Genomic DNA, 25,205 nt, shown 5'->3' on the forward strand with positions numbered 1-25,205 from the left:
AAACAATATATTAGAGCATACTTCTAGTTTCCGCCCTCATACTGAACACGAAAAACCCGCGATGAAATCATCGCGGGTTTTTAATAGTTTTACAGTTTAACCAACTGCACCTTTAGACGGGAAGGGCATCACATTACTACCCTCAGCTGCCTTGGGTGCGGTGTCTTCCAGCTTGAGACCACCTGCACGGAGAAGGTCGGTAAAGCGCCCACCGCGTGTGGCAAGTTCATCGAAGCTGCCACTCTCGACCAAATGTCCCTTATCCATGAACAGAACCAGGTCAGCAGAGCGAACCGTTGAAAGACGATGCGCAATGATGAAAGTCGTGCGGTTGTGGCTGAGATCATCAACCGCCTGCTTCACTTTTTCTTCGGTTTCGACATCGAGCGCACTCGTGGCTTCGTCAAGAACGAGGATCGGTGAATCTTTCAGGATTGCTCGAGCGATTGCCAGACGCTGGCGTTCCCCACCCGAAAGCTGCGAGCCGCGTTCACCGACGACGGTATCGTAGCCGGCGCTCTTGGCCAGAATGAAGTCATGGGCTGCAGCCGCGTGCGCTGCGGCATGCACTTCCTCATGCGTAGCGCTTTCGCGACCGACACGAATATTCTCTTCAACCGAACGATTGAACAGGCCCGCATCCTGGAAGACGGTTGCAATAGCATGACGCAACGAGCGACGGCTGACGGTACGCGTATCCGTTCCATCAATCGTGATGCGGCCAGCTGCGGGATCGAAAACACGCTGCAGTAGATTGATCAACGTGGTCTTGCCCGCACCGGTTGGGCCGACGATAGCTACCGTTTGTCCCGGCTTGATCTCGAAGGACACGTCGTAGACGCCCTGACCGGAATTCGGAAACTCGAAGGTAACATTGTCGAAAACGATGTCGCCCTTGACGTCGGTAAGGTCCGAAACGTTCTGTGGTTCCTGACGATCAGCCGTGGCGTCTTCCATCTGGAAGAATTCTTCAAGCTTGGCACGTGCCGTAACCGTCTGGTTGATGAAAGCGCTGATCTGGTCGAGACGACCGATCATCAACTGCGCAAAGCCGATAAAGGCAATCACGTCACCGACGCGCATCTGGCCCTTGGTTACGAAATAGGCACCGAGAACGAGAACCACCACCATTGAGAAGGTCGATGCCATGCGGTTCAGGCCGCTGGCCAGCGCCCACCAGTTAAGGACAGGGAACTGCGCCTTCTCAAGATTCTTGGCATAATCGCGCAGGGACTGGGTTTCCGAAGCGATACGGTTGTAGCTCTGCACGACCGAGACATTGCTGATCGTATCGCTGACATGTTCGAACAGCTTATGGTGATGCTTCTCGACAGCCATCTGGCCGTCCTTGGTCTTGCGCATGACGAGCTGGCCGATCATCACATAAATGACGCCGAGCACGATAAGCACCAGCGACATGCGCATATCCATGTTCATGGCAACCGGGATAAGCGTCGCCAGAGCAACGATTGTCGTCAGATGCTGGCGCATGAATTCGAGCCAGAGTGTGAAAAGTGAGTCCGTTGCACGGATCAGTGTATGGAGTGCGTTGGACGTACCGCGCTTCTGGTGCCACGAAAGCGGCATCGTGATGAGACGCTCATAGGAATCGATCATCACGCCCAGACGGCGACGGTGTGCGAGACGGTCCGCTCCCCGTGCCACAAAGACTGCGGCAACGATGTTGAAGCCGCCGAGTGCAGCCCACATCGCAAGAGGCGAGAAAATATCGCCCTTGTCAGAGATAGCCTGAATGACCCGGCCGAACAGAATTGGTTCAGCAAGGGTAACCAGGGCAACCAGCACGCTGGCAACACACATGGTAATCGTTGCAGTCTTCTCGACAGCAAGGTATTCCATGGCTCGCCAGTAGATTTTGAGCAATGACACTTTCGCACTCCCGCTCGTTCTATTTCACGGGACTAAATGGTATAGGCCCGTTGTTCTATCAATATCTGATGGCGGGAAGAAGTGGCGATTGGGTGTCAAGATCGACCATAAATTAAAAACGCATGTAACCGAGTGTGAAGATTCAGCAGCTGGAATCGAACTCTTTGGTGAAAGCTGAGCTGTTTTCCGCGAATGTAGCCAAATTGCAGTTTTCGGGAATTCTGCCTAGCAATCGTCGGAACTCGCGTCTATTGACAGGACTAAATGACCGGCGCGCGCGTACGCACCGCAATTGCAAGAGTTGATCGGGTTTCTCCATGGCAGGCGTTGAACAGAAGATTGTGGATACAGGCGAGGCGGGAATGCGGCTCGATCGCTGGTTCAAGGTCCATTATCCGGGGCTGGGTTTCGGCCATCTGCAGAAGCTTCTGCGGTCGGGGCAGGTTCGTATCGACGGCTCAAGGGCCAAGGCAGATACGCGCGTGCAAGCCGGGCAGACGGTTCGTATTCCACCTCTTGGCGTTGATGAAAAAGCCACCGGACCGGTTACGGCGCGGACAATCCGCAGCCAGCAGGACGGCGACGTGCTTTCGCAGATGCTTCTCTATGAAGACCCGAAAGTGTACGTTTTCAACAAGCCCGCAGGTCTCGCCGTGCAGGGCGGTTCAGGCGTAACGCGACATGTTGATGGAATGCTGGAGGCATGGCGCAACAAGAAGGGCGAAAAGCCGCGTCTTGTGCATCGTATCGACCGTGACACTTCAGGGGTACTGGTTGTAGCGCGCACGCGTGGCGCAGCACAGGCCCTGACTGCCGCCTTCCGTGAACGTGATACCAAGAAGACATATTGGGCTTTGGTTAAAGGCGTTCCACGTAAGCGCGAGGACAAGATTTCCACTTGGCTGGTTAGGGAACAGACGCCGGACGGAGACAAGATGCGGGTCTGCCAGCACGGCGAACCGGATTCCGATCATGCTGTTTCGTATTATCGCATCATCGAGAAGGCCGGGAACAACCTGACCTGGCTCGAGATGGAACCTTATACCGGCAGGACGCACCAGCTGCGCGTTCATGCCGCCTATATCGGTCATCCCATCATCGGTGATCCAAAATATTTTGAAGCTGACCAGAATTGGGAGTTTCCGGGCGGGATACAAAAACGACTGCATCTTCATGCGCGGCGTATTCGCATCCCAAACCCGTCGGGCGGCATTATCGATGTGACGGCGCCATTGCCGCCACATATGGTGCAGTCATGGAACCTGCTTGGCTTCGATGAGGAAAGTGCGGAAGATTAAAAATGTCAGGCGAAGCGGGGGGATCGTCCGAAGGACGAGTTTCGTTCGATGGGCTGGCCATCATGCTGGTCATGTTCATCATGTTCAGCTGGGGGCTCAATCAGGTTGCCATCAAGATAGGCAACCGAGGATTCAATCCCATGTTGATGGCGGCGGGGCGGGCTGCGCTCGGCGGTATATGCGTTTTTCTCTGGTGCTATTGGCGTCACATCCCTCTTTTCAAACGTGATGGTACGCTCTGGGCCGGAATTGCCGCCGGGCTGCTGTTCGGAAGCGAATTCGTTCTGATTTTTCTGGCGATGGAGCTGACGAGCGTGGGGCGTGTTACGCTTATGATGAATGTCATGCCATTCTGGGTCGCTATTGGCAGTCATTTCCTTCTCGGCGAGAAGATGTCTGTGCGTGCTTTCATTGGCATGTGCATCGCGTTTTTGGGTGTGTTTCTCGTCTTCTCCGATCATGTCAGCCGACCAGGACCGCATGCGATCTATGGCGATATGCTTGCACTGGTGTCTGGCGTGCTGTGGGGACTTACCACGCTGGTCATCAAGCGAACCCGGCTAGCCTATACGGCTCCGGAAAAAACGCTTCTCTATCAGCTGGTGGTCGCGACCCTCGTGCCTCTACCGTTCATCACGTTGAGCGGTCCGTTGCTTCGCAATCCGGATGTACTGTCTATATCCGCTTTCCTTTTTCAGGCTATATTCGTAGTGGCTTTCACCTATCCACTCTGGTTCTGGATGGTGCGCCGGTATCCCGCGTCGAAACTTTCGAATTTCGCTTTCCTCACACCTGCGTTCGGCGTGTTATTGAGCGGTCTCATCTTGAACGAGCCTCTGAGCTGGAAAATATTCGCAGCTCTTGCACTGATCGGTTGCGGACTGATAATTATCAACAAACCGGCAAAGGTTTCCAACGCCCGATGAAACTGGTCCTTTTTGATTGCGACGGTACGCTGGTCGACAGCGGTGACTTCATTCACAGATGCATGACAACGAGTTTTGCCGATGCCGGTCTGGAACCTCCTGCAATCGAGGAGACCCATTCGATTATCGGCCTGTCGCTACATCTGGCAATTGCGAAGCTTTTGAAGCGCGAACCGGACGAGCAGGTGCATTGGCTGACGCAACGCTACAAGGAAAACTTTGTGATGTTGCGACAGGCTCCCGATTTCGCAGAGCCGCTCTACGATGGCATTCTACCGCTTCTGACCGAGCTTGGGGCGAGGGATGACCTCCTGCTTGGCATTGTGACCGGAAAATCCCAGCGCGGTGTGCGGTCTGTTTTCGAGCGTCATGGTATCGGACATCATTTTGTGGTGACACGTACCGCCGACGATTGCCCGTCAAAACCACATCCGGCAATGGTGCTTGAATCCTGTTTGGAAATGGGGATAGAACCCAGCCGAACGATTGTTATCGGCGATGCCGTTTATGATATGCAGATGGCTCGCTCGGCGGGCGCTATGGCGGCGGGCGTCTCCTGGGGGTATCATAACAGGCAGGGATTGATAGATGCTGGCGCGCATCACATTCTGGAAGCGCCATCCGAACTCCATGCATTGCTGCAAGCTATGGATGAACAGGTTCTCTAATTGTTGAGCCTCCACCAAGCCAGCGATATAGAACTGGATAAATCTATGCGTGATATATTGAGCGATCTCGAAGCCGGAAAGCAGCTTTCGGATGAAAATCCGATTGTGCGAGCCCAAAAGCAGATGCTGGCACCGCTGCCAAAACGTTTCTACGAAAAAGCAGACGTTGCAGAAGTTGAAGGCGGCTTTGCCGTCCATCTGGATGGTCGCCCCGTCAAGACACCGGCGCGCAACCTTCTGCTATTGCCGACCGAAGCAGCTGCCCTGATCGTGGCGGACGAATTCGCGGCTCAGGAAAAGGTCATCGATCCGGGAAAGATGCCTGCGACCCGCCTGGTGAACACAGCGATCGACGGAATTGCGCAGGACCCACAAGCGGTTTTCGAGGATATTCTACGTTTCGCAGGTACGGATATGCTTTGCTATCGTGCGGATAGTCCGCAGGAACTCGTTTCTCGGCAGACCAAGCTATGGGATCCCCTCATCGATTGGATGGAAGGCCTCGGCGCCAGGTTTTCGCTTGCAGAAGGTGTGATGCATATCGAACAACCACGGGAAGCCATAGCCGCATTCGGCGTTCATCTGGCTGGCTACAAAGATCCAATCGCGCTGGCGTCACTGCATACGATGACGACGCTGACCGGGTCAGCGATTATTGCACTTGCTATTGCGAAAGGCGAAGTCACCGCAGAACAAGGCTGGAATCTGGCCCATCTCGATGAAGATTGGACTATCGAGCATTGGGGGGCGGACGCGGAAGCCGTGGAACGACGGGAGAAGCGGGCAATCGAAATGATGATGGCCGCTCGCGTGCTCCAAGCACTTTAAATATCAAAACTATCGCTTTTATCTGATGAAGAAACCCCGGAAATTCCGGGGTTTCTTTGCGCGCGCAATCATCAAATGTTGCGCGTCGTTCCCCTCGGTAAAAGCAAAAGAAATCGCGCGAACGGATTGGCGTCCGCGCAGTTTTCTTAGACCGAGTAGTACATATCGTACTCGACTGGATGTGGCGTCGTTTCATAACGCATAACTTCGGCCATCTTGAGTTCGATGAAGCTATCGATCTGATCGTCGTCGAACACGCCGCCAGCCTTCAGGAACTCGCGATCCTTGTCGAGCGACTGTAGGGCTTCACGCAGCGAACCACAGACGGTCGGAATCTTCTTCAGTTCCTTGGCAGGCAGATCGTAAAGGTCCTTATCCATGGCTTGGCCCGGATGAATCTTGTTCTTGATGCCGTCAAGACCAGCCATCAGCAGGGCAGCAAAGCACAGATACGGGTTCGCAGCCGGATCAGGGAAGCGAACTTCCAGGCGCTTGGACTTCGGCGAATTGCCGAACGGAATACGGCAGGAGGCCGAACGGTTGCGAGCCGAATAGGCAAGCAGAACCGGAGCTTCATAGCCCGGCACCAGACGCTTGTACGAATTTGTCGATGGGTTGGTGAATGCATTTACAGCCTTGGCGTGCTTGATGACGCCGCCGATAAAGAACAGGCAGTTTTCAGAAAGGCCAGCATATTCATTGCCGGCAAACGTCGGCTTACCGTCTTTCCAGATCGAGAAGTGAACATGCATGCCCGAGCCATTGTCGCCGAAAATCGGCTTTGGCATGAAGGTTGCCGTTTTGCCATAGGCGTTGGCAACCTGATGCACGACATACTTGAATATCTGCATCTTGTCGGCGTTGCGAACGAGTGAGTCGAACTTGACGCCGAGTTCATGCTGTGCCGCCGCCACTTCATGGTGGTGCTTTTCAACCGTTACGCCCATTTCCGTCAGAACAGTGAGCATTTCGGAACGCATGTCCTGTGCGCTGTCGATCGGCGGAACAGGGAAATAGCCGCCCTTGACGCGCGGGCGGTGGCCGAGATTGCCGGTTTCATAATCAGTATCATCATTCGACGGCAGTTCGGTCGAGTCGAGCTTGAAGCCGGTATTGTACGGATCGGCCTTGTACTTCACGTCGTCAAAGACGAAGAATTCGGCTTCCGGACCGACATAGACCGTGTCGCCGATGCCGAGCGACTTCATGTAGGCTTCGGCCTTCTTCGCGGTCGTGCGCGGATCACGGCTGTAAGCTTCACCGGAGATCGGGTCCAGAATATCGCAAAGAACGACCAGTGTCGACTGAGCGAAGAATGGATCTATATGGGCTGTCGTCGGATCAGGCATCAGAACCATGTCGGATTCGTTGATGGCCTTCCAGCCGGCGATAGAGGAGCCGTCGAACATCACGCCGTCAACAAACATGTCTTCGTCAACGAGGCCGATATCCATCGTAACGTGCTGCAGCTTGCCCTTCGGATCGGTGAATCGAAGGTCTACGAACTTGATGTCGTTGTCTTTGATTTGTTTGAGAATATCGTTGGCAGTCGTCATTTTAATTCCCTGTTTGCACGACGATGGATTGTACGCAGGTCTTATCAGATGGCATCCACGCCGGATTCACCGGTGCGGATACGGATAACTTCTTCGATGTTAGAGACGAAAATCTTGCCGTCGCCGATGCGTCCCGTCTGGGCAGCCTTGCGGATGGCTTCGATGGCGCTGTCCACGGTTTCGTCTGCGACGATGACTTCAACTTTCACCTTGGGAAGAAAGTCGACGACATATTCGGCGCCGCGGTAAAGCTCGGTGTGACCTTTCTGTCGTCCAAAGCCCTTGGCTTCGATGACAGTGATCCCCTGCAAGCCGACTTCTTGAAGGGCTTCCTTCACTTCATCTAGCTTGAAAGGCTTAATGATGGCTTCGATCTTTTTCATCAGAGAATGGTCTCCGCTTTTCTTCGGAAATGGACATTGTGCCCGCTTCACCAATAGAGAAGCATGAAGTGTGCCAGTTTGAAGTGGTGTATGAATTTTCTTCGATTTCATTCGTCCGCAGGCAGAGTGGCACTAATAGCGATGCTTGTGCAAGCAGGTCTCTGCATGCGAACCATGAAATAGGATTTAAAGCCCCAGTTTCACTGATTAAAAATTAGTCACTACGCCTTAAAATAGAGCATACTTGCATAAAGTTCGGTGCCGCGTATTTAATCACACCGGGAACCGACGTTGAAAAAGGTATGCGATGTACGAGTTGCTGAATCCGCAGGAAATGGCAGAAGCAGATCGCCAGACAATTGAGACAGGAGTTAGGGACGGTTTCTCGCTGATGCTTGCGGCAGGGCGTGCCGTCGCAGAGGTCGCGCAACGGATGTTTCCGCGCAATACACCCGTCGCTGTTCTATGCGGACCCGGCAACAATGGTGGTGATGGCTACATCGCGGCGCAGTTTCTACTGGAAGCGGGCTTAGAAGTCGTATGTTTCGCATCGGCTCCCCCGCAAAAAGGTTCAGATGCCATGCGCGCCTCGCTTTTCTACAAGGGGTCCGTTACCAATTTCAGCGAATTCTCTGTCGCAAGTTTCGGCGGTGTAATAGATGCTTTATTCGGCGCAGGGCTGGCTCGTGACATTCGTGGAGCAGAAGCCATCGCGATCGACGCCCTCAACAATTCTGATGTGCCGGTTGTGGCAGTTGATCTTCCAAGCGGTATATCAGGCGAAAGCGGCGATATCCTCGGAACGGCGATCCGAGCACGCGCAACAGTTACGTTCTTTCGCAAGAAGCTCGGTCATCTGCTACAGCCGGGAAGGGCGCATTGCGGTGTTCTTCATGTCGCAGATATCGGTATTCCTGATCACATACTTGCCGCGATCGAACCGCATGTTTTCGAGAATGCTCCAGACCTGTGGGAAAGCAGCCTGCCGGTACTTGGCGTTGACGCTTATAAATATAGCCGCGGTCATGTTGCTGTGTTTTCCGGCAATGCTCATTCGACCGGTGCCGCTCGCCTGTCAGCGCTCGCTGCGGCCCGCAGCGGAGCGGGTGCGGTAACACTTCTGTCTCCACCCGATGCAATGGCAGTCAATGCTGCACATCTGACCAGTATCATGCTCCGTGAAACTCGCGGTTTGAAGGATGTTGGGCAGTTCTTTGCCGAACGCAAGGTCGCAGCCGCAGTACTTGGGCCGGGATATGGAAATCGGGTATTCGCGCGTGACCACGCCTTGTTTCTCGCAAGCAGCGAACTGGAAGGATTTCACGGTCTGGTTCTGGATGCCGACGGGATTACGGCTTTTGAACAGAAACCAAATGAGCTGTTCGATAGGCGGCAGAACGCCAAGACTGCGCTTATGCTGACGCCGCATGAAGGAGAGTTTCGACGGCTGTTTCCGGACATTGCACGGAGTTCCGTATCGAAGATCGGAAAGGCTCGTGAGGCTGCAAAGCGTGCCAATGCCGTCATTATATATAAAGGCCCGGATACCGTGGTCGCAGAACCGGGTGGCGTGGCCATCGTCAATTCCAATGGAACGCCGTTGCTCGCCACAGCGGGATCAGGCGACGTCTTGACGGGAATTATGTGCGGCTTGCTTGCGCAGGGAATGCCCGTGTTCGCTGCGGCTTGTGCTTCCGTATGGATACATGCCGATGCCGCGCGTCGCTTCGGTCACGGACTTGTCGCCGAAGATCTGCCTGCTCAACTGCCCGCGGTTTTGTCGGCGCTGGCACGGTCCTATCGGAATTAGCGACCCGACGTCCTGCTGTTCTTGGTGCCGACATCAACGGTGACGCTGCCTGAGATAGTCACGTCAGTATTGCCGACGCGAAAATTCTTCCAGTTGCCACTGGGCTTCTGATCCGGTTCGGGAGCAGGGGGTGGGTCGGACACGATAGGTTTCTGTGGCTGTACGCCGGGCAAGCCCGGCGATCCGTCGTTTGCAGACGCTATTGATACGATGGCTGAATACGCTAAGCCAACTATAAGAAAACGCTGCATAATCAAATGCCATTCTCCCATTACACGGGATCGATGACCGCATCGATGAGTTCTCCAGCCATTTCGAGAGTAAACTCATCAAAATGCGAAATCACGCGGCTTGGATCGTAGTGCTGCACTGGAAGATCGGTATAACCGAAGTCTACGGCAACAACGGGAATGCCAGCCGCTTTTGCGGTGTCGATGTCGGTTCGGCTGTCTCCGACCATAATGGCCCGTTCGCGGTTTCCGCCAGCCCGTGCGATGGTTTCGGTGAGATGGCGCGGGTCAGGCTTGCGATAAGCAAATGTATCGGCTCCGCAGATTGCAGCAAATCGTCCAGCTTCGCCCATGGCAGTCAAGAGCTTTACGGACAAGGCCTCGAATTTGTTCGTGCAAACCGCCAACTCGTAACCACTTGCCGAAAAGCGGTCCATTGCCTCCAGAACACCCGGGAAGAAGGATGAATGCCCCGGCATATTATCGGCATAATGCTCACGGAACTCTTCGACCAGATTGTCGAGCTGCGTTTCGTTGGCCTGTTTTTGCTGTGCGGCAAAAGCACGTTCGATCATGACGCGACCACCTTGCCCCACGAATCTCCGCAACGATTCACGGTCGGCTGTCTTCAGGCCCGATATTGCGAGGCAGTGATTAAGGCTATCGAGAAGGTCTGGTGCTGTATCAACAAGAGTTCCGTCGAGATCAAAAACGATGATGGGTTTGGGATTGGCAGCAGACATTAGTTTCTCGTGTGTGAAATGGGGAATATGAAATTCCTATCTGATTGTCGCCTCCCGCTCAACCTTGCGATCAGTAAACGCTCCAAAAACCGAAATTCTGCGCCCTAGTTCGAATAGGCGCTTTGTTGTACCGCATCCGCGTGCTAGAGGCGAACCAGACTACAATTAGAATCCGCAGGGGAATATCGGGAATTCAAGTATGGACGAAGCTCGCAAGCTGAAAATCGCTGCCGCCGCAGAAGCTCTCACACACGTCAAGGACGGAATGCATCTGGGGATTGGTACAGGTTCAACGGCCGAGGAATTCGTACGTCTGCTTGCCGACAAGGTAAGCAATGGCTTCAAGATCATTGGAGTGCCTACCTCCGAACGCACCGCGAAACTTTGCGAGGAACTCGGGGTCCCGCTTACAACGCTTGATGAAACGCCTCATCTTGATCTTACTGTGGATGGTGCCGATGAAGTCGACACCGATCTTTCGCTCATTAAAGGCGGCGGTGGTGCTCTTCTTCGCGAAAAGATCGTTGCTGCCGCGTCGGATGCGATGATCGTTATTGCCGACGGTTCAAAGGTGGTCGAGACGCTAGGACGTTTTCCACTGCCCGTGGAGGTCAACCGTTTCGGTCTCGGCGCAACCATACGCGCAATTGAAGAGGCAGCTGCAAAGTGTGGTCTTGCGGGCCCGCTGGCACTGCGTTTAAAAGATGGCTCACCCTTCGTAACAGATGGTGGGCATTATATCGTGGATGCATCTTTTGGCCGCATTCCCGATCCAAAGACACTATCTGACGCTCTCTTCGCAATACCAGGCGTTGTCGAGCACGGACTTTTCATCGGACTGGCGCGTGCGGCAGTGATTGCCGGCAACGACGGCATCCGCACCATGAACCGGTCTTGAACTGATTGAACGGAGTACTGTCCTTATGATCCCGGCAACTGGCTTTCGCCGTCTGATTGCACCGTTTTCCGCGCTCGTACTGATGTCGGGCATTCATGCAGCATCGGCACAGGAAATCACTGAAGCTCACCTGGAAGCTGCTCGTGCTGCTATTTCTGCAATTAACGCTACCGAGCAATTCGACGAAATTCTGCCGAATGCAGCGCGCTCCCTGAAGGGTGAGCTGATCCAGAAGGACCCGAATCTGGAGGCTTTGATCACCAAGACTGTCGATGACAAGGCTTTGGCTCTCGCTTCTCGCCGCGCGGACCTCGAAACCGAATCCGCGCGCGCCTATGCGAAGGCTTTTTCAGAAGACGAACTAAAGGCCATTGCAGCATTCTATACGTCGGCTGCAGGCAAGAAGCTTCTGTCGGAAGGCCCGATTGTAACGCGTGAAGTCGTAAAAGCCGCAAATATCTGGCAGAACGGCATCGCTCGAGACCTGGCAACCAGCGTGGCTGAAGTTCTGGCCGCTCAGGCGGGGGCAACAGCAGCTCCAGCACAGCCTGCACAGCAGTAATTTGTTGCGGTAACGCTGAATTTGAAAGCCCGGTCTCTTGGCCGGGCTTTTTCTTTTGCCTACATATCGGCCAACGTAATGTTTTATTGGAGAATCCCATGACCGGCTTCGACTATGATCTATTTGTTATCGGCGGCGGTTCCGGCGGCGTGCGGGCAGCTCGTCTCGCCGGAGCGATGGGTAAGAAGGTCGGTCTTGCGGAAGAATATCGCATGGGCGGGACCTGCGTTATTCGCGGTTGTGTGCCAAAGAAACTTTTCGTCTATGCTTCGCAGTTTCCTGAGCATTTCGAAGATGCGGCCGGTTATGGCTGGGATGTTGGCGCATCAACATTCGACTGGAAAAAGCTGATCGATGCCAAGGACAAGGAAATAACCCGGCTTGAGGGGCTCTACACCAAGGGTCTCCAGAATTCCAAAGTTGAAATTTTTTCGAGCCGTGCCGAATTGATTGACGAGCATACTATCGAACTGAAGGCCGATGGTCGTCGCGTCACTGCAGATCAAATACTGATCGCCACCGGCGGTCATCCGAGCATGCCTGAAACTATGGCCGGACATGAATTTTGCATCAGCTCTAATGAAGCGTTCCATCTTGCTGAACTGCCTAAAGCGATTGCCATTGCGGGTGGCGGATATATTGCTGTTGAATTCGCAAACATATTCCATGGCCTTGGCGTAGAAACGACACTTGTCTATCGAGGCAAGGAAATCCTCTCCCGTTTCGACCCGGATTTGCGACATCTTTTGCATGAAACGATGGAAGCAAAAGGTATCCGCATCATTTGTGAAGCGGTTTTCGAGAAAATAGAGAAGCAGTCCGACAGTAATCTGAAAATTTCGCTGAACAACGGCGAAACATTGGAAGTCGGCCAGGCAATGATGGCTATTGGGCGCAAGGCCAACACGACTGGTCTCGGTCTGGAAAGAGCTGGTGTAAGGACGGACGAACTCGGCGCTATACCGGTCGATGATTATTCGCGTACCAATATTGCGAATATCTGGGCCGTGGGCGATGTTACGAACCGCGTTCAACTTACGCCGGTGGCAATTCATGAAGCCATGTGTTTCCTCGAAACGGCTTTCAAGGACAATCCGACGAAACCTGACCACGAACTGATTGCAACCGCCGTATTTTCGCAGCCGGAGATCGGCACGGTTGGTTTGCCGGAGAATGAGGCTGCAAAGAAGTATCCGGAAATCGAGGTTTACAGAGCGCTGTTCCGTCCGATGAAGAACACGCTTTCCGGCCGCAATGAGAAAATGTTGATGAAGCTCATCGTTGATGCAGCAAGCCGTCGGGTCGTCGGCGCTCACATCATGGGGCCGGATGCCGGTGAAATGGCTCAACTTCTGGGTATTTCCCTTCAAGCTGGTGCGACCAAGGATGACTTCGATCGCACCATGGCGGTCCACCCGACCGCGGCCGAAGAACTGGTCACCATGTACAAGCCGACCTATCGTGTCGTGAACGGTGAGAAAGTCGACGGCTAAATCTTTCGCAACCGGTTTCTTCGGTTAACGAATATTGCTGGCATAAAGTCTCAGCCTGCATTATATCAGCGCGACCACGCACGCCGGTTTTCCGGGGCAGGCTGCCATCATTGTCAGATGTGGGCTGTCCGTTAAGGGATTCCGGCTTTCGTGTAAGGAGGATATAATCCGAGAGAAATCGAGCGGATAGAAGCAAACAGGTGCACAAATGACGAAGAACTGGACCCCGCATTCCTGGAGAAACAAACCGATCAAGCAAGTGCCGTTTTATCCGGACGCACAGGCTCTGAACGACGTTGAGGCCCGTCTTCGCACCTATCCGCCGCTGGTTTTTGCAGGTGAGGCGCGCAAGCTCAAGCAGCAACTGGCCGAAGTGGCGGAAGGCAAGGCATTTCTGCTTCAGGGCGGTGATTGTGCCGAGAGCTTCGCTGAACATGGCGCGGACAACATCCGCGACTTTTTCCGCGTATTTCTTCAGATGGCCGTCGTGCTGACATTTGGCGCTTCGAAGCCGGTGGTGAAAGTTGGCCGTATCGCCGGTCAGTTCGCCAAGCCGCGCTCATCGGACATGGAAACGTTAAATGGCGTGGAACTGCCATCCTACCGTGGTGACATCATCAACGGGATCGAATTTGACGCGGCCTCGCGCATTCCTGATCCGCAGCGCCAGGACATGGCATACCGTCAGTCGGCGGCGACGCTTAACCTGCTGCGTGCATTCGCCCAGGGCGGCTACGCTAATCTGGAGAACGTTCACCAGTGGATGCTCGGCTTTGTCGGCAAGAGCCCGCAGGCAGAACGATATGCAGCTTTGGCGCAGCGTATTTCCGAAACCATGAATTTCATGCGGGCAATCGGAATCACAGCTGATAGCAATCATTCGCTGCGTGAAACCGATTTCTACACCAGCCATGAAGCGTTGCTTCTTGGATATGAAGAAGCGCTGACCCGTGTGGACTCGACATCCGGCGACTGGTACGGCACCTCCGGCCACATGATCTGGATCGGTGACCGCACACGTCAAGCTGACCATGCGCATATCGAGTACTGCCGCGGCATCAAGAATCCGCTCGGTCTCAAGTGTGGGCCGTCGCTGCAGCCGGATGATCTCATTCGCCTGATTGATCTTCTGAATCCGGAAAACGAAGCAGGACGTCTGACGCTGATTGCACGCTTTGGCTACGACAAGGTTGGCGATCACCTGCCGCAGCTCATTCGTGCTGTCGAAAAGGAAGGTCGCAAGGTCGTATGGTCATGTGATCCGATGCATGGCAACACGATCACTGCCGGTGGCTACAAGACGCGTCCGTTTGATCGTATCCTCAAGGAAGTGGAGTCCTTCTTCGCGATTCATCGCGCCGAAGGCTCGCATCCAGGTGGCATCCATGTTGAAATGACCGGCAAGAACGTGACGGAATGCACGGGCGGCGCGCGCGCGATTTCAGCAGAAGATCTGCACGATCGCTACCATACGCATTGCGATCCACGTCTCAATGCCGATCAGGCGCTGGAATTGGCGTTTCTGCTGGCCGAACTCCTCAAGAAGGAGCGCGATGCCGGTACGGACAAGCAGGTCGCGAGCGCCTGACGGTTTCCAACATTCCAGAACTTGCAGGGCGGAGGTTTCGATCTCCGCCCTGTTGCATTTCGGGGAAACTCACCTATTGATTGCCTTGGAGCGGCATGTGTCCGAATGGATGCACGAGGAACGCTTTATGCTTTCTGAAAATCGGCTTTGATTTTCGGGCCAAGCTGTAACCATTTTGATTGAGGGTAATGATGCAGCGGATTTTCCTGGCTTTTCTTAATTCCATGCGAGCACTGAAGTACCTCGCAGGACATGAAAAGGCAGTTCAACAGGAGCTGGTGCTTTTTCTTCTGTCTCTGCCAGTGGCTTTTTTCCTTGCGCCGACCGGGCTTGCTTTCCTTTTTATGACCGGATCGATCCTGTTTCTTATCCTCGTGGAAGTGTTGAACACCGGCATCGAGGCGACTTGTGATGCCGTCTCGCGGGATTTTCATAAGGAAATTCAGATTGCAAAGGATTGCGGGTCGCTCGCTGTTCTGATTTCCATCGTGTTCGTCGCCGCGGTATGGGGCTATATCCTCATCAAGACATATCTGGTCTGACAAACAAAGCGGTCGATTGATTGCATCCGTTGCATTTGCTTACCCAAGCGCGCTAAAGCTTGGGCATGTTAGCCTCTCACGAGAATCTTGCCATGCTCCGTATTGCCGTTGCGCAGCTTAATCCCGTCATGGGCGATATCGCCGGAAACCTGACCAAGGCACGCGCGGCACGCGCTGAGGCCGCCAGGATGAAGGCCGATCTCATTCTGTTTACAGAGTTGTTCATCTCCGGTTATCCGCCGGAAGATCTGGTTCTGAAACCTTCCTTCCTTGCGGCATGCGAACAGGCCGTGCGCGAACTTGCAAGCGATACCGCCGATGGCGGTCCCGGTGTCATCATAGGAGCACCGCTCAGCCGTGAAAGTGGACTGCATAACTCCATTGCAGTGCTGGATGGCGGCGAGATTATTGCCGAACGGTTCAAGGTCGACTTGCCGAATTATGGCGAGTTCGACGAGAAGCGCGTATTTCAGGCAGGCCCAATGCCAGGACCAATCAATTTCCGTGGCGTTCGCATCGGGATTCCAATCTGTGAAGACATTTGGGGTGAACTCGGTGTGGCGGAAACGCTGGCCGAGAGTGGCGCGGAGATTTTACTTGTACCGAACGGATCTCCCTATCACCGTGCGAAGATGGACCGGCGCCATCAGGTTGTCCTGAAGCAGGTGATCGAAACCGAATTGCCAATGGTTTATGCCAATCAGGTTGGCGGCCAGGATGAGCTGGTTTTCGATGGTGGATCGTTCGCATTCAACGCTGACCGGTCGCTTTGCCTGCAAATGCCGCAATTCGCGGAGCAGATCACGCTGACCGTCTGGCACAGAGAGAATGGCGGTTGGCGCTGTGAAGAAGGTGAGAAGGCCATTCTTCCAGAAGGGCTTGAAGCTGATTATTCCGCTTGCATGCTGGGCTTGCGGGATTACGTGAACAAGAACGGCTTCAAGGATGTTGTGCTCGGCCTTTCGGGCGGCATCGACTCGGCAATCTGTGCGGCTCTGGGTGTCGATGCATTGGGCAAGGATCGCGTGCGCTGCATCATGCTGCCTTACCGCTATACATCCGATGAATCTCTGAAAGACGCGGCTGATTGTGCGAAGGCGCTCGGCGTTCGTTACGATATTGTTCCTATTTCTGCGCCAGTTGAAGGCTTTCTTGAAGCACTGCATCCGCTTTTCAAAGGAACCGAGAGCGGTGTTACGGAAGAAAACTTGCAGAGCCGTGCACGCGGCACGATTTTGATGGCCGTTTCGAACAAGTTTGGTTCGATGGTTGTCACCACCGGCAACAAGTCTGAAATGTCGGTCGGCTATGCGACGCTTTATGGCGACATGAATGGCGGGTTCAATCCGATCAAGGATGTCTACAAGATGCAGGTCTACGCGATGTCGGCGTGGCGTAACAGCCATGTACCGAACGGCGCGCTTGGCCCGTCGGCTGAGGTGATTCCACACAATATCATTTCCAAGGCGCCATCCGCTGAACTGCGTGAAAATCAGACGGATCAGGATAGCTTGCCGCCTTATCCGGTTCTCGACGATATTCTTGAATGCCTCGTCGAAAATGAAATGAGCAATACAGAGATTGCCAAACGCGGGCATCCGCTGGAGACCGTTCAGCGGATCGAGCATCTGCTCTATCTGGCTGAATACAAGCGCCGACAATCGGCGCCGGGTGTCAAAATTACCAAGAAGAATTTCGGACGCGATCGCCGCTACCCTATAACGAACCGCTTCCGCGACCGCTGAAAGACAATAAAATGACCGTAACCGTTCGTTTTGCTCCGTCGCCGACGGGCTATATTCATATTGGCAATACGCGCACAGCACTTTCAAACTGGCTGTTCGCTCAGAAGAATGGTGGCAAGTTCATTCTGCGCTATGACGACACCGATGTTGAACGCTCCCGGGAAGAATATGCGCAGGCAATTGCAGTCGATCTCGACTGGCTCGGTGTAAAACCTGATCGCATCGAATATCAGTCGAAGCGTTTCGATGTTTACAGTAAGGCAGTGGAGAAGCTCAAACAGGCCGGGTTGCTCTATGCCTGTTATGAAACGGCGGATGAGTTGGAGCGCCGTCGCAAGCTACGTCTCGCGCGTCGTTTGCCACCGGTATATGGCCGCGAGGGACTGAAGCTGACCGAAGATGAGAGGGCCGCTTTCGAAGCTGAGGGACGCAAGCCACACTGGCGTTTCCTGTTACCCAATTTCGAAACCGATCCATTCGATACCAAACGCACGGAGGTCCATTGGGACGATCTGGTTCGCGGTCCGCAGACTGTCGATCTGGCCTCAATGTCCGACCCTGTACTCGTGCGCGAAGACGGCACTTATCTCTATACGCTGCCATCGGTCGTCGATGATATCGATCTTGGTGTTACACACATCATCCGCGGTGACGACCATGTGACCAATACCGGCGTACAGATTGCGATTTTCGAGGCGCTGGGGGCCAAGGCTCCTATTTTCGGACACCACAATCTGCTGACGACAATTTCGGGCGAGGGGCTTTCAAAACGAACCGGCGCTCTGTCCGTCGGATCATTGCGCGAAGCTGGCTTCGAGCCCATGGCAGTGGCATCACTGGCGATCCTGATTGGCACATCGGAAAGTGTATCGGCGGCATCCAATATGGAAAGCTTGGCAGAGCGCTTCGATCTGGCATCCATATCGAAATCATCGGCAAAATTCGATCCTGCCGAACTGGATACGCTCAATCGCGCTCTTCTGCACGAGATGCCGTTTTCAGAAGCTCAGCCACGCTTGGCAACATTGGGCATTTCTGGCGACAAGGCTGAGCCCTTCTGGCTGGCGGTACGGGGAAATCTTGATCGTTTCAAGGATGCGGCTCATTGGTGGTCTATCGTTGATGACGACCTGCCAGAAATACCGGATTTTCCGGAAGAGGATCGTGCTTTCCTGAAAGAGGCTTTTGCCTTGCTGCCGCCTGCTCCCTGGGACCATCAAACCTGGAGGCTCTGGACGGATACAGTGAAAGCTGCAACGGGACGCAAGGGCAAGAACCTTTTCATGCCCTTGCGACTGGCGCTTACGGGGCAGGCGCATGGTCCGGAACTGGCTGACTTGCTGGTACTGATTGGTCCGGAAAGAACTCTGACCCGACAACCCTGACTTTTGCGTTCGCCGTATAGGGGCGTTCCACAGGTGGAGCTAATTTGACAGGCGCAACATAGGCCGGTGTAGTATTCGAGGTCTGCACCGTCGCAGACGACGTGTAATCCACTTTCTCTACTTCGGCAGAAGCAGGAGTTTCATAGGCAGGCATTGCAATGGTGCTGGCCATCTCATCGTGCGGCCTGGCTGTCGCTTTGAATTTCTGCCGTGGTACGAGGACAGTTTTCGATTGAGGTTTCTTAGGGGATGCGACCCAGGAAGCTTTGCACGATTTAACATATTTGGATAGGGATGGACGTCCAGCAAGCGCCATGTTCAGTTCATTGAGGCGCTCGCGCAAAGTCTGGGATTCAGTTACCACACGATCTGTTCTGGTCAGCAATTCCTTGCACTGCGCTGATTTGACCGCAGGGGTAAACAAGCTGCCCACGCAACGATTCTGTGCGGAGGTCTTTTTCAAGCGAGAAAGTTCCGCTTCTTTGCGATCAAGAGCTGACTGGGTGATGAGGTGTTGCTTCTTAAGCTGTTTTTGTTCTGCAGGCGTGCACAATTCTGCGGGCGGTATAGTCGTACAGCCAGCCAATGCTCCAGATAATATCAAGAGTGTTGAATAAAACAGCGTTCTATTAGAATTAATTGAAATAAAAAACATGATAACCTCGAAATCGATGCTGGCGATATCATGTTTGAAAAATATAGTAAATTAAATGCTAACGGCGAGTATATTCAACTATACTCGCCGAAGGAATTTTATATTAGGTATTACTAACTTAATTTATTTGAGGTTACCTTTTCTTCCGAAGTGTTTCGCCTGATTTCTGCAAGGCCTCTACCACCGCCAGCGCAGTCATATTGACGACGCCACGCGAAGTGACCGAAGGGGTCAGAATGTGTGCGGGGCGTGCCGCGCCAAGCAAAATTGGGCCCACATGCAGGGCGTCCGTAACCATCTTGACCACGTTCAGCGTGATGTTTGCCGCATCAAGGTTCGGGAAAACAAGAAGATTGGCTTCGCCCTTCAATCGCGAATTCGGGAACACGCGATCACGCAGCGCCTGCGAGAGAGCGGAATCACCATGCATTTCACCATCGGATTCGAGTTCCGGCGCTTTTTCTGCGAGAATTGCCGCAGCTTCACGCATCTTTTCTGCGCTGGCAGATTCTTTCGACCCAAAATTCGAATGCGATACCAAAGCTGCCTTTGGCTCGATGCCGAAGCGGCTGATTTCCTTTGCAGCGAGAATTGCCATTTCAGCCACTTCGTTTGCGCTCGGTTCGACGTTTACATAAGTGTCTGTGAGGAAGAGGGCGCCACGTTGCGAAATGAGCAGGCTCAAAGCGGAATAGTCACGGATACCGGGAACCTTGCCGATAATCTGGCGCACGACACGCAGATGGCGTTCGAAGCGACCTTCAAGACCACAGATCATGGCGTCCGCCTCGTCGCGCATAACGGCAAGAGCTGCAATCGCAGTGGAATTCGTGCGGACGATAGTGCGTGCCGCCTCCGGCGTTACGCCCTGTCTGCCAGTATATGAGAGGTACAGGTCGACATAATCGCGATAGCGCGGGTCGTCTTCAGGATTGATGAGTTCAAAATCCGTTCCCGGACGAATCTTGAGGCCGTAGCGACGCAGACGGGTTTCAATGACCTGCGGGCGTCCAACGAGAATCGGAGCCGCAATGCGCTCTTCGATCACGACCTGCGCAGCACGGAGCACGCGTTCATCCTCACCGTCAGCATAAATAATACGCTTCGGCTTTTCCTGCGCACGGGCTGCGGCAAAAACCGGCTTCATGATGAGGCCGGAGCGAAAAACGAAGCGGTTCAGACGATCAAGATAGGCTTCCATGTCTTCGATCGGACGTGTGGCCACGCCAGTATCCATGGCCGCCCTGGCCACTGCCGGGGCTATACGGAGAATCAGGCGCTGATCAAACGGCGACGGAATGATATAGTCTGGCCCGAAAGTTGGCGTGTCGCCGGAATAAGCGCGTGCAGCAACATCTGAAGGCTCCTCGCGGGCAAGCGCGGCAATTGCGCGAACAGCCGCCAGCTTCATCTCTTCGTTAATTGCAGTCGCACCAACATCGAGTGCGCCGCGGAAGATATACGGGAAGCAGAGAACGTTGTTGACCTGGTTCGGATAATCCGAACGTCCGGTGCAAATCATGGCATCGGCGCGCGCCGCACGAGCCTCTTCCGGCATGATTTCCGGCTTCGGATTGGCGAGCGCCATGATAAGCGGATTCTCAGCCATCTGCTTCAGAAGTTCAGGCTTCAACACACCGGCAGCCGAAAGACCGAGGAAAACGTCAGCGCCGCCAATGACATCGGCCAGAACGCGCGCGTCGGTCTTCTGTGCGTAGACTTCCTTCCAGCGATCCATCAGCGTATTGCGGCCTTCGTAGACAACGCCTTCAAGATCGCAGACCCAGATATTTTCGCGCTTCGCGCCGAGATTGACGAGAAGGTTGAGACACGCAAGGGCCGCAGCGCCGGCGCCTGACGTAACAATCTTGGCGTCGCTGATTTTCTTGCCGGCAAGTTCGAGACCATTCAAGACCGCCGATGCGACGATGATCGCCGTGCCGTGCTGGTCATCATGAAAGACTGGAATGTTCATCTTTGCGCGAAGCTGTTCTTCAACCTCGAAGCACTCAGGCGCTTTGATATCCTCCAGATTGATCCCACCGAAAGTTGGCTCCAAAGCAGCCACAACGTCAACAATGCGATCAATTTCGTGAGCATCGATTTCGATGTCAAATACGTCGATGTCAGCAAATTTCTTGAAGAGAACGGCTTTGCCTTCCATCACCGGTTTGGAAGCGAGAGCGCCAATGTTGCCAAGGCCAAGAACCGCGGTGCCGTTTGATACGACAGCAACGAGATTGCCGCGGGCAGTGTATTCAGCAGCAGTTGCCGGATCTTCGTGGATTGCGAGGCAGGGAGCGGCTACGCCGGGCGAATAAGCCAGCGCCAGATCGCGCTGGTTGCCAAGCGGCTTCGTCGCCTGAATTTCCAGCTTCCCGGGCTTCGGATAACGATGGAAGAACAGAGCTGCTTCATCAAAATCCGAACGGGAAGTGGAAGGTGTTTTCTTGGTCATGGTCGCATCGCTTTCCAAAATCTTTTGTGCAGGGCAAAAGCTCGTTTGCACTCGGCGGGTGTGGTATTTGCTTACAAGTTCCGCACACGACTTCCGCACACTGGGCCATTATTGTTATTAGTCCATTAGCTCAAATCTCAGTAGGCCCGTTTTCGAGAATGAGTTTTTCCAAATTTGCAGATCTATCGTTTGATGCTGTTAAAACGCACTTTGATACGCGCCGCCATCGATAACGAGATTCTGCCCGGTAATGAACCCGGAATGTTCCGAGCAAAGGAAAGCGCAGGCCTGACCGAATTCTTTTGGCTGACCGATTCTTCCTGCGGGAATCGCCGATGCCCGCTTCGCAGCCTCTGCCTCCGGTGTCGTACCATTTTTCTGGGCCGAGAATGCAAAACCACCGCGCAGACGATCCGTATCGAAGGCGCCAGGAAGGATATTGTTGATCGTCACATTCGAGGCAGCGACCGTGCGGGCAACACCAGCAAGAAATGCCGTCAAGCCAGCACGGGCTCCCGATGAGAGATCCAGTCCGGGAATAGGAGCGTATACGGATGTCGATGTGATGTTGACGATGCGGCCAAAACGACGCTCGACCATCCCATCGATAACCGCTTTGATCAGCTCTATGGGCGTAACCATATTTTGCGTCACACCTTGAAGGATGGCGTCGCGATCAAGAAGACGGAAATCCTTGAAAGCCGGACCACCATTGTTGTTGACGAGAATGTCTGGTGCAGGGCAGGCGGAAAGCAGTTCAGCCTGTCCTTCAGCAGTAGATACGTCCGCAGCAACCGCCTCAACCTTCACGCCAAACATATGGCGCATTCTCTCCGCTGTTGCAGTGAGGGTTTCTTTATTTCGTCCGTTAAGAACGAGATCACATCCGGCTTCGGCGAGCGCCTCCGCACAGGCCCGTCCAAGCCCCTTGCTCGAAGCGCACACAATTGCTTTTCGACCCTTCAGGCCCAAGTCCACAGCTCGATCCTCGCATTTTGTTCAAGTTTTAGAGACATGCCACCAAGCAAGCGGTCCGATCAACCGGATTCTGGTTCATGGGTGCATATGTCCACTTTTTACAGGCGGAAAATACTGGCCTTGCGAACAAGATTTAGTGAACTTCTCTATTCAAGAGGCGGAGTGAATTCCGCTCTTGGTCGTATCAGCGATCCGCTATCCACCTGTTCCAATGCATGGGCCAGCCAGCCGACGATACGCCCAAGCGCAAACAGAAGCAGTGGCGCGTCCGGTGGCAGATCGTAGACTTCTGTTGCGGCTGCAAGCGCGAAGTCGACATTCGGCTTCTCACCAAGAATGTTCGCTGCGCTTTGTTCCAGATCGCGGTAGGGTGCAGGTAGCTCCAGATGTTCAAGCAATGCGGAGGCGCGAGCATCCCCCATTTCGCGATAGAGCGGATGACCGAAGAAGTGTAATTGCGTGCCTTGTCTGAGTTTGTCTTTGATTGCCGCTTCCGCTCCGATCTGTCGGGTCTTTATAACTATCGCAGCCGCCGCGGCTGCGGCACGGCCATGCCGAGGGCCGATCAATGTTGATAATCCTGCGAGAACTGTCGCCGAAAGCGGCGCACCTGTTGAAGCGGCAACGCGGGTGGCGAATGCCGACGCATTGAGTTCATGATCCGCCAGAAGCACCAGAATGCGTCGGATAACATCGCTTGCCTGCGGCTTTTTCCAGGCCAGCGCAATGCGCTCATGCATTGGCATACTGGATGCAGAAACACCAAGAACGGTATTGTGGAACAGCCGCAGCAAATCGAAAGCTTCGTGCTGCAGAATTGCTGCTGAACGTCCTGAACTCGGCAGATCATTTGCAGCGCGAAGGCCAAAAACAGCAAACAACCGTTCTAGTGGTGTACTGCCGATTTGGTGGCCATCCAAATTCGTTTCATTGTCACCGCTAGTTATGTTGTCGAAATCCATCTGCCATAGTAATGCCGCCACTTCTTCCAATGTAGCGGTTTCAGATAGTTCGGCAGCGTCAAACCCACGATAGAGAAGCCGACCATCCGTGATGGTTGAAATGCCCGAGCGCATGATTGGCAGTCCCCAACGAATAGTGTCGGCTGCAACGACACTATCTCTCTTGCGACCAGGACGTCTGCCAGCCAGACGATGAACATCCTCTGATCGATAGAGACTGCGTCTAGGATCATCAGGCAATGGCTTCGACAGAATGCGGCCGCGGCTCACATTCGCGTAAAGGGTCTGAGGCTTCGTCTGAAGAACGGCAAGGGCCTCTTCCGCTGTTAGCCAGTCCAATATTGCCCCCTACATTGATCTATTTCATCAAGATTGACGTCAACTATACTTGGATTCAATGTCGAAAGGCAAACAAGGAGAACGATCATGAATAGCGGACTTGAAGATGTGATTGCTGCTGAAACCGTGCTGTCTGATGTTGATGGGCTTGCAGGCCGGCTGGTTATTCGCGGTCGGTCGCTGGACGATCTGGTTCCGCAAAGCAGCGTTGAAGACGGAATCGAGCTTTTGTGGGATGGTTTTTTCGAAAATCTACCCCAAGGTGCAGAATTACAGAAAGCTCTCGGTGAGGCGCGCTTGCAGATGTTTAATCATACGGACGCGCTTGATGATACGTTGATGGAACTATCACCTGTTGAAACGCTCCGCGCATTGATGGCTCGCATTCCTGATGTGGACGATCTGACTGCGGCCTTATATCTGATGGCTGCGCCGGCAGTTTTCACGACTGCTATTCTGCGTGCACACAAGGGACGACGTCCTGTTCGTCCTGATCCGACACTTCCGCATAGCGCAGACATCCTCCGCATGATGAATGCTGGAATGCCCCATGAAGCAGAAGTTGCCGCGCTAGACACTTATCTCATGACGGTTTCCGACCACGGATTGAACGCATCGACTTTTGCCGCACGCGTCGTAGCATCGACGCGTGCCGGTTTGACATCTTCGCTGCTTGCTGCGCTCAGCGCCTTAAAAGGGCCGCTGCACGGCGGTGCTCCGGGACCTGTACTCGATATGCTGGACGCGATCGGGAGTCCCGACAACGCCGAACGATGGCTCGAAACCGCTGTCACGAATGGAGAACGATTGATGGGGTTCGGTCACCGGGTTTATCGTGTACGCGATCCTCGCGCCGATGCTTTGAAGGGGGCGTTGAAACGCATGGAAATTGTTGGACACGAGCGCGGAAAACATCGCGTAGAACTGGCCGAAGCTGTGGAAAAGGCCGCCATTGCGGTTCTCAAACGCCATAAGCCAGATCGTTCTCTCGAAACCAATGTCGAGTTTTATACCGCTCTGTTGCTTGAACGGCTAGGTTTCCCACGCGAAGCTTTCACCTGTGTTTTCGCCATGGGAAGAACCATGGGCTGGGTGGCTCATTGTCGTGAACAGGTGGCAGCCAACAAGCTCATTCGCCCGCAGTCACGTTATGTTGGTCCACTTATAGGGCTCGTTGCCTAGCGCTTACAACACGGAGAGGCGCGGACATTGCTCTCTGCGCCTCAAAACAGACCGTCATAACCCTGTGACATGAATCGGGTTTTCTG

Annotated in this window: 22 protein-coding genes; 13 read left to right on the forward strand and 9 right to left on the reverse strand. The window is 54.0% G+C overall.

What is annotated here, in order from left to right:
- Positions 1 to 96: 96 nt before the first annotated feature.
- Positions 97 to 1,890 (reverse strand): glucan ABC transporter ATP-binding protein/ permease, encoded by a 1,794-nt coding sequence (locus HWX93_RS10125; RefSeq protein WP_109988186.1) that lies wholly within the window; start codon positions 1,888 to 1,890, stop codon positions 97 to 99.
- 317 nt (positions 1,891 to 2,207) lie between these two features.
- Between HWX93_RS10125 and HWX93_RS10130 the strand changes: the two genes are divergently transcribed.
- From HWX93_RS10130 to HWX93_RS10145, 4 genes are read left to right on the forward strand one after another with little or no spacing between them, the layout of a single operon-like run.
- On the forward strand, positions 2,208 to 3,188 hold the full coding sequence (locus HWX93_RS10130; protein WP_061346245.1) for an RluA family pseudouridine synthase: 981 nt from the start codon (positions 2,208 to 2,210) through the stop codon (positions 3,186 to 3,188).
- A gap of 2 nt (positions 3,189 to 3,190) precedes the next feature.
- The gene (locus HWX93_RS10135; protein WP_109988185.1) at positions 3,191 to 4,114 is read left to right on the forward strand and encodes a DMT family transporter; all 924 of its coding nucleotides are present in this window, start codon (positions 3,191 to 3,193) and stop codon (positions 4,112 to 4,114) included.
- Positions 4,111 to 4,782, forward strand: coding sequence for an HAD-IA family hydrolase (locus HWX93_RS10140; protein ID WP_109988184.1), 672 nt, complete (start codon positions 4,111 to 4,113; stop codon positions 4,780 to 4,782). Before HWX93_RS10135 ends, HWX93_RS10140 begins: the two co-directional genes overlap by 4 nt.
- Before the next feature lie 45 nt (positions 4,783 to 4,827).
- Positions 4,828 to 5,610 carry an ATP12 family chaperone protein gene (locus tag HWX93_RS10145; RefSeq protein ID WP_109988183.1) on the forward strand — a complete coding sequence of 261 codons (783 nt, stop codon included), beginning with the start codon at positions 4,828 to 4,830 and terminating at the stop codon, positions 5,608 to 5,610.
- A 146-nt stretch (positions 5,611 to 5,756) separates the two neighbouring features.
- Here HWX93_RS10145 and glnA read toward each other — a convergent pair whose 3' ends face one another.
- Together glnA and HWX93_RS10155 are read right to left on the reverse strand one after the other, a co-directional pair.
- Complete coding sequence (glnA, locus tag HWX93_RS10150) at positions 5,757 to 7,166, reverse strand: type I glutamate--ammonia ligase (RefSeq protein ID WP_109988182.1); 1,410 nt, start codon at positions 7,164 to 7,166, stop codon at positions 5,757 to 5,759.
- 44 nt (positions 7,167 to 7,210) lie between these two features.
- The gene (locus HWX93_RS10155; RefSeq protein ID WP_002964122.1) at positions 7,211 to 7,549 is read right to left on the reverse strand and encodes a P-II family nitrogen regulator; all 339 of its coding nucleotides are present in this window, start codon (positions 7,547 to 7,549) and stop codon (positions 7,211 to 7,213) included.
- A 307-nt stretch (positions 7,550 to 7,856) separates the two neighbouring features.
- Between HWX93_RS10155 and HWX93_RS10160 the strand changes: the two genes are divergently transcribed.
- Positions 7,857 to 9,359 (forward strand): NAD(P)H-hydrate dehydratase, encoded by a 1,503-nt coding sequence (locus HWX93_RS10160; protein WP_176037302.1) that lies wholly within the window; start codon positions 7,857 to 7,859, stop codon positions 9,357 to 9,359.
- Here the strand turns inward: HWX93_RS10160 and HWX93_RS23205 are convergent.
- Positions 9,356 to 9,631 (reverse strand): hypothetical protein, encoded by a 276-nt coding sequence (locus HWX93_RS23205; protein WP_328700170.1) that lies wholly within the window; start codon positions 9,629 to 9,631, stop codon positions 9,356 to 9,358. The genes HWX93_RS10160 and HWX93_RS23205 overlap by 4 nt on opposite strands.
- A complete protein-coding gene (locus HWX93_RS10170; protein WP_109988180.1) occupies positions 9,631 to 10,332 on the reverse strand; it encodes an HAD family hydrolase in 702 nt (233 codons plus the stop codon). The genes HWX93_RS23205 and HWX93_RS10170 overlap by 1 nt, the downstream gene beginning before the upstream one ends.
- A 199-nt stretch (positions 10,333 to 10,531) precedes the next feature.
- Between HWX93_RS10170 and rpiA the strand changes: the two genes are divergently transcribed.
- From rpiA to gltX, 7 genes are all read left to right on the forward strand, one after another.
- Entirely contained in the window at positions 10,532 to 11,230 is a 699-nt protein-coding gene (rpiA, locus tag HWX93_RS10175) for a ribose-5-phosphate isomerase RpiA (protein WP_109988179.1), read from the forward strand.
- Between the two features lie 25 nt (positions 11,231 to 11,255).
- A complete protein-coding gene (locus HWX93_RS10180; protein ID WP_109988178.1) occupies positions 11,256 to 11,792 on the forward strand; it encodes a DUF2059 domain-containing protein in 537 nt (178 codons plus the stop codon).
- 98 nt (positions 11,793 to 11,890) lie between these two features.
- Positions 11,891 to 13,285, forward strand: a complete 1,395-nt coding sequence (gene gor, locus HWX93_RS10185; RefSeq protein WP_176037303.1) for a glutathione-disulfide reductase — start codon at positions 11,891 to 11,893, stop codon at positions 13,283 to 13,285.
- A gap of 208 nt (positions 13,286 to 13,493) precedes the next feature.
- Positions 13,494 to 14,873, forward strand: a complete 1,380-nt coding sequence (locus HWX93_RS10190; protein WP_061346255.1) for a class II 3-deoxy-7-phosphoheptulonate synthase — start codon at positions 13,494 to 13,496, stop codon at positions 14,871 to 14,873.
- A gap of 191 nt (positions 14,874 to 15,064) precedes the next feature.
- Positions 15,065 to 15,415 (forward strand): diacylglycerol kinase, encoded by a 351-nt coding sequence (locus HWX93_RS10195; protein ID WP_109988175.1) that lies wholly within the window; start codon positions 15,065 to 15,067, stop codon positions 15,413 to 15,415.
- A 65-nt stretch (positions 15,416 to 15,480) separates the two neighbouring features.
- On the forward strand, positions 15,481 to 17,160 hold the full coding sequence (locus HWX93_RS10200; protein WP_176037304.1) for an NAD+ synthase: 1,680 nt from the start codon (positions 15,481 to 15,483) through the stop codon (positions 17,158 to 17,160).
- A gap of 11 nt (positions 17,161 to 17,171) precedes the next feature.
- Positions 17,172 to 18,545, forward strand: a complete 1,374-nt coding sequence (gene gltX / locus HWX93_RS10205) for a glutamate--tRNA ligase (RefSeq protein WP_176037305.1) — start codon at positions 17,172 to 17,174, stop codon at positions 18,543 to 18,545.
- Here gltX and HWX93_RS10210 read toward each other — a convergent pair.
- The 4 genes from HWX93_RS10210 to HWX93_RS10225 form a co-directional block, all read right to left on the reverse strand.
- A complete protein-coding gene (locus HWX93_RS10210) occupies positions 18,463 to 19,200 on the reverse strand; it encodes a hypothetical protein (protein WP_176037306.1) in 738 nt (245 codons plus the stop codon). The genes gltX and HWX93_RS10210 overlap by 83 nt on opposite strands.
- A gap of 133 nt (positions 19,201 to 19,333) precedes the next feature.
- On the reverse strand, positions 19,334 to 21,658 hold the full coding sequence (locus tag HWX93_RS10215; RefSeq protein ID WP_176037307.1) for an NADP-dependent malic enzyme: 2,325 nt from the start codon (positions 21,656 to 21,658) through the stop codon (positions 19,334 to 19,336).
- Positions 21,659 to 21,856: 198 nt separating this feature from the next.
- Complete coding sequence (locus HWX93_RS10220; protein ID WP_176037308.1) at positions 21,857 to 22,636, reverse strand: SDR family oxidoreductase; 780 nt, start codon at positions 22,634 to 22,636, stop codon at positions 21,857 to 21,859.
- A 146-nt stretch (positions 22,637 to 22,782) separates the two neighbouring features.
- Positions 22,783 to 23,937, reverse strand: coding sequence for a citrate synthase (locus HWX93_RS10225; protein WP_176037309.1), 1,155 nt, complete (start codon positions 23,935 to 23,937; stop codon positions 22,783 to 22,785).
- 87 nt (positions 23,938 to 24,024) lie between these two features.
- On the opposite strand from HWX93_RS10225, the gene HWX93_RS10230 reads away from it, so the two are divergent.
- Positions 24,025 to 25,119, forward strand: a complete 1,095-nt coding sequence (locus HWX93_RS10230) for a citrate synthase/methylcitrate synthase (RefSeq protein WP_176037310.1) — start codon at positions 24,025 to 24,027, stop codon at positions 25,117 to 25,119.
- The last annotated feature ends 86 nt before the right edge of the window (positions 25,120 to 25,205 follow it).

The organism is Brucella tritici (assembly GCF_902825325.1).
Lineage (GTDB): Bacteria > Pseudomonadota > Alphaproteobacteria > Rhizobiales > Rhizobiaceae > Brucella.

Bases quoted from the DNA above. Each gene is read 5' to 3' on its own strand.
- HWX93_RS10135 (WP_109988185.1), top strand. From the start codon at position 3,191: ATGTCAGGCGAAGCGGGGGGATCGTCCGAAGGACGAGTTTCGTTCGAT.
- HWX93_RS10210 (WP_176037306.1), bottom strand. From the start codon at position 19,200: ATGTTTTTTATTTCAATTAATTCTAATAGAACGCTGTTTTATTCAACA.
- HWX93_RS10230 (WP_176037310.1), top strand. From the start codon at position 24,025: ATGAATAGCGGACTTGAAGATGTGATTGCTGCTGAAACCGTGCTGTCT.
- HWX93_RS10130 (WP_061346245.1), top strand. From the start codon at position 2,208: ATGGCAGGCGTTGAACAGAAGATTGTGGATACAGGCGAGGCGGGAATG.
- glnA (WP_109988182.1), bottom strand. From the start codon at position 7,166: ATGACGACTGCCAACGATATTCTCAAACAAATCAAAGACAACGACATC.
- HWX93_RS10190 (WP_061346255.1), top strand. From the start codon at position 13,494: ATGACGAAGAACTGGACCCCGCATTCCTGGAGAAACAAACCGATCAAG.
- gor (WP_176037303.1), top strand. From the start codon at position 11,891: ATGACCGGCTTCGACTATGATCTATTTGTTATCGGCGGCGGTTCCGGC.
- HWX93_RS10145 (WP_109988183.1), top strand. From the start codon at position 4,828: ATGCGTGATATATTGAGCGATCTCGAAGCCGGAAAGCAGCTTTCGGAT.
- HWX93_RS10180 (WP_109988178.1), top strand. From the start codon at position 11,256: ATGATCCCGGCAACTGGCTTTCGCCGTCTGATTGCACCGTTTTCCGCG.
- rpiA (WP_109988179.1), top strand. From the start codon at position 10,532: ATGGACGAAGCTCGCAAGCTGAAAATCGCTGCCGCCGCAGAAGCTCTC.
- HWX93_RS23205 (WP_328700170.1), bottom strand. From the start codon at position 9,631: ATGGGAGAATGGCATTTGATTATGCAGCGTTTTCTTATAGTTGGCTTA.
- HWX93_RS10215 (WP_176037307.1), bottom strand. From the start codon at position 21,658: ATGACCAAGAAAACACCTTCCACTTCCCGTTCGGATTTTGATGAAGCA.
- HWX93_RS10200 (WP_176037304.1), top strand. From the start codon at position 15,481: ATGTTAGCCTCTCACGAGAATCTTGCCATGCTCCGTATTGCCGTTGCG.
- HWX93_RS10155 (WP_002964122.1), bottom strand. From the start codon at position 7,549: ATGAAAAAGATCGAAGCCATCATTAAGCCTTTCAAGCTAGATGAAGTG.
- gltX (WP_176037305.1), top strand. From the start codon at position 17,172: ATGACCGTAACCGTTCGTTTTGCTCCGTCGCCGACGGGCTATATTCAT.
- HWX93_RS10160 (WP_176037302.1), top strand. From the start codon at position 7,857: ATGTACGAGTTGCTGAATCCGCAGGAAATGGCAGAAGCAGATCGCCAG.
- HWX93_RS10140 (WP_109988184.1), top strand. From the start codon at position 4,111: ATGAAACTGGTCCTTTTTGATTGCGACGGTACGCTGGTCGACAGCGGT.
- HWX93_RS10195 (WP_109988175.1), top strand. From the start codon at position 15,065: ATGCAGCGGATTTTCCTGGCTTTTCTTAATTCCATGCGAGCACTGAAG.
- HWX93_RS10170 (WP_109988180.1), bottom strand. From the start codon at position 10,332: ATGTCTGCTGCCAATCCCAAACCCATCATCGTTTTTGATCTCGACGGA.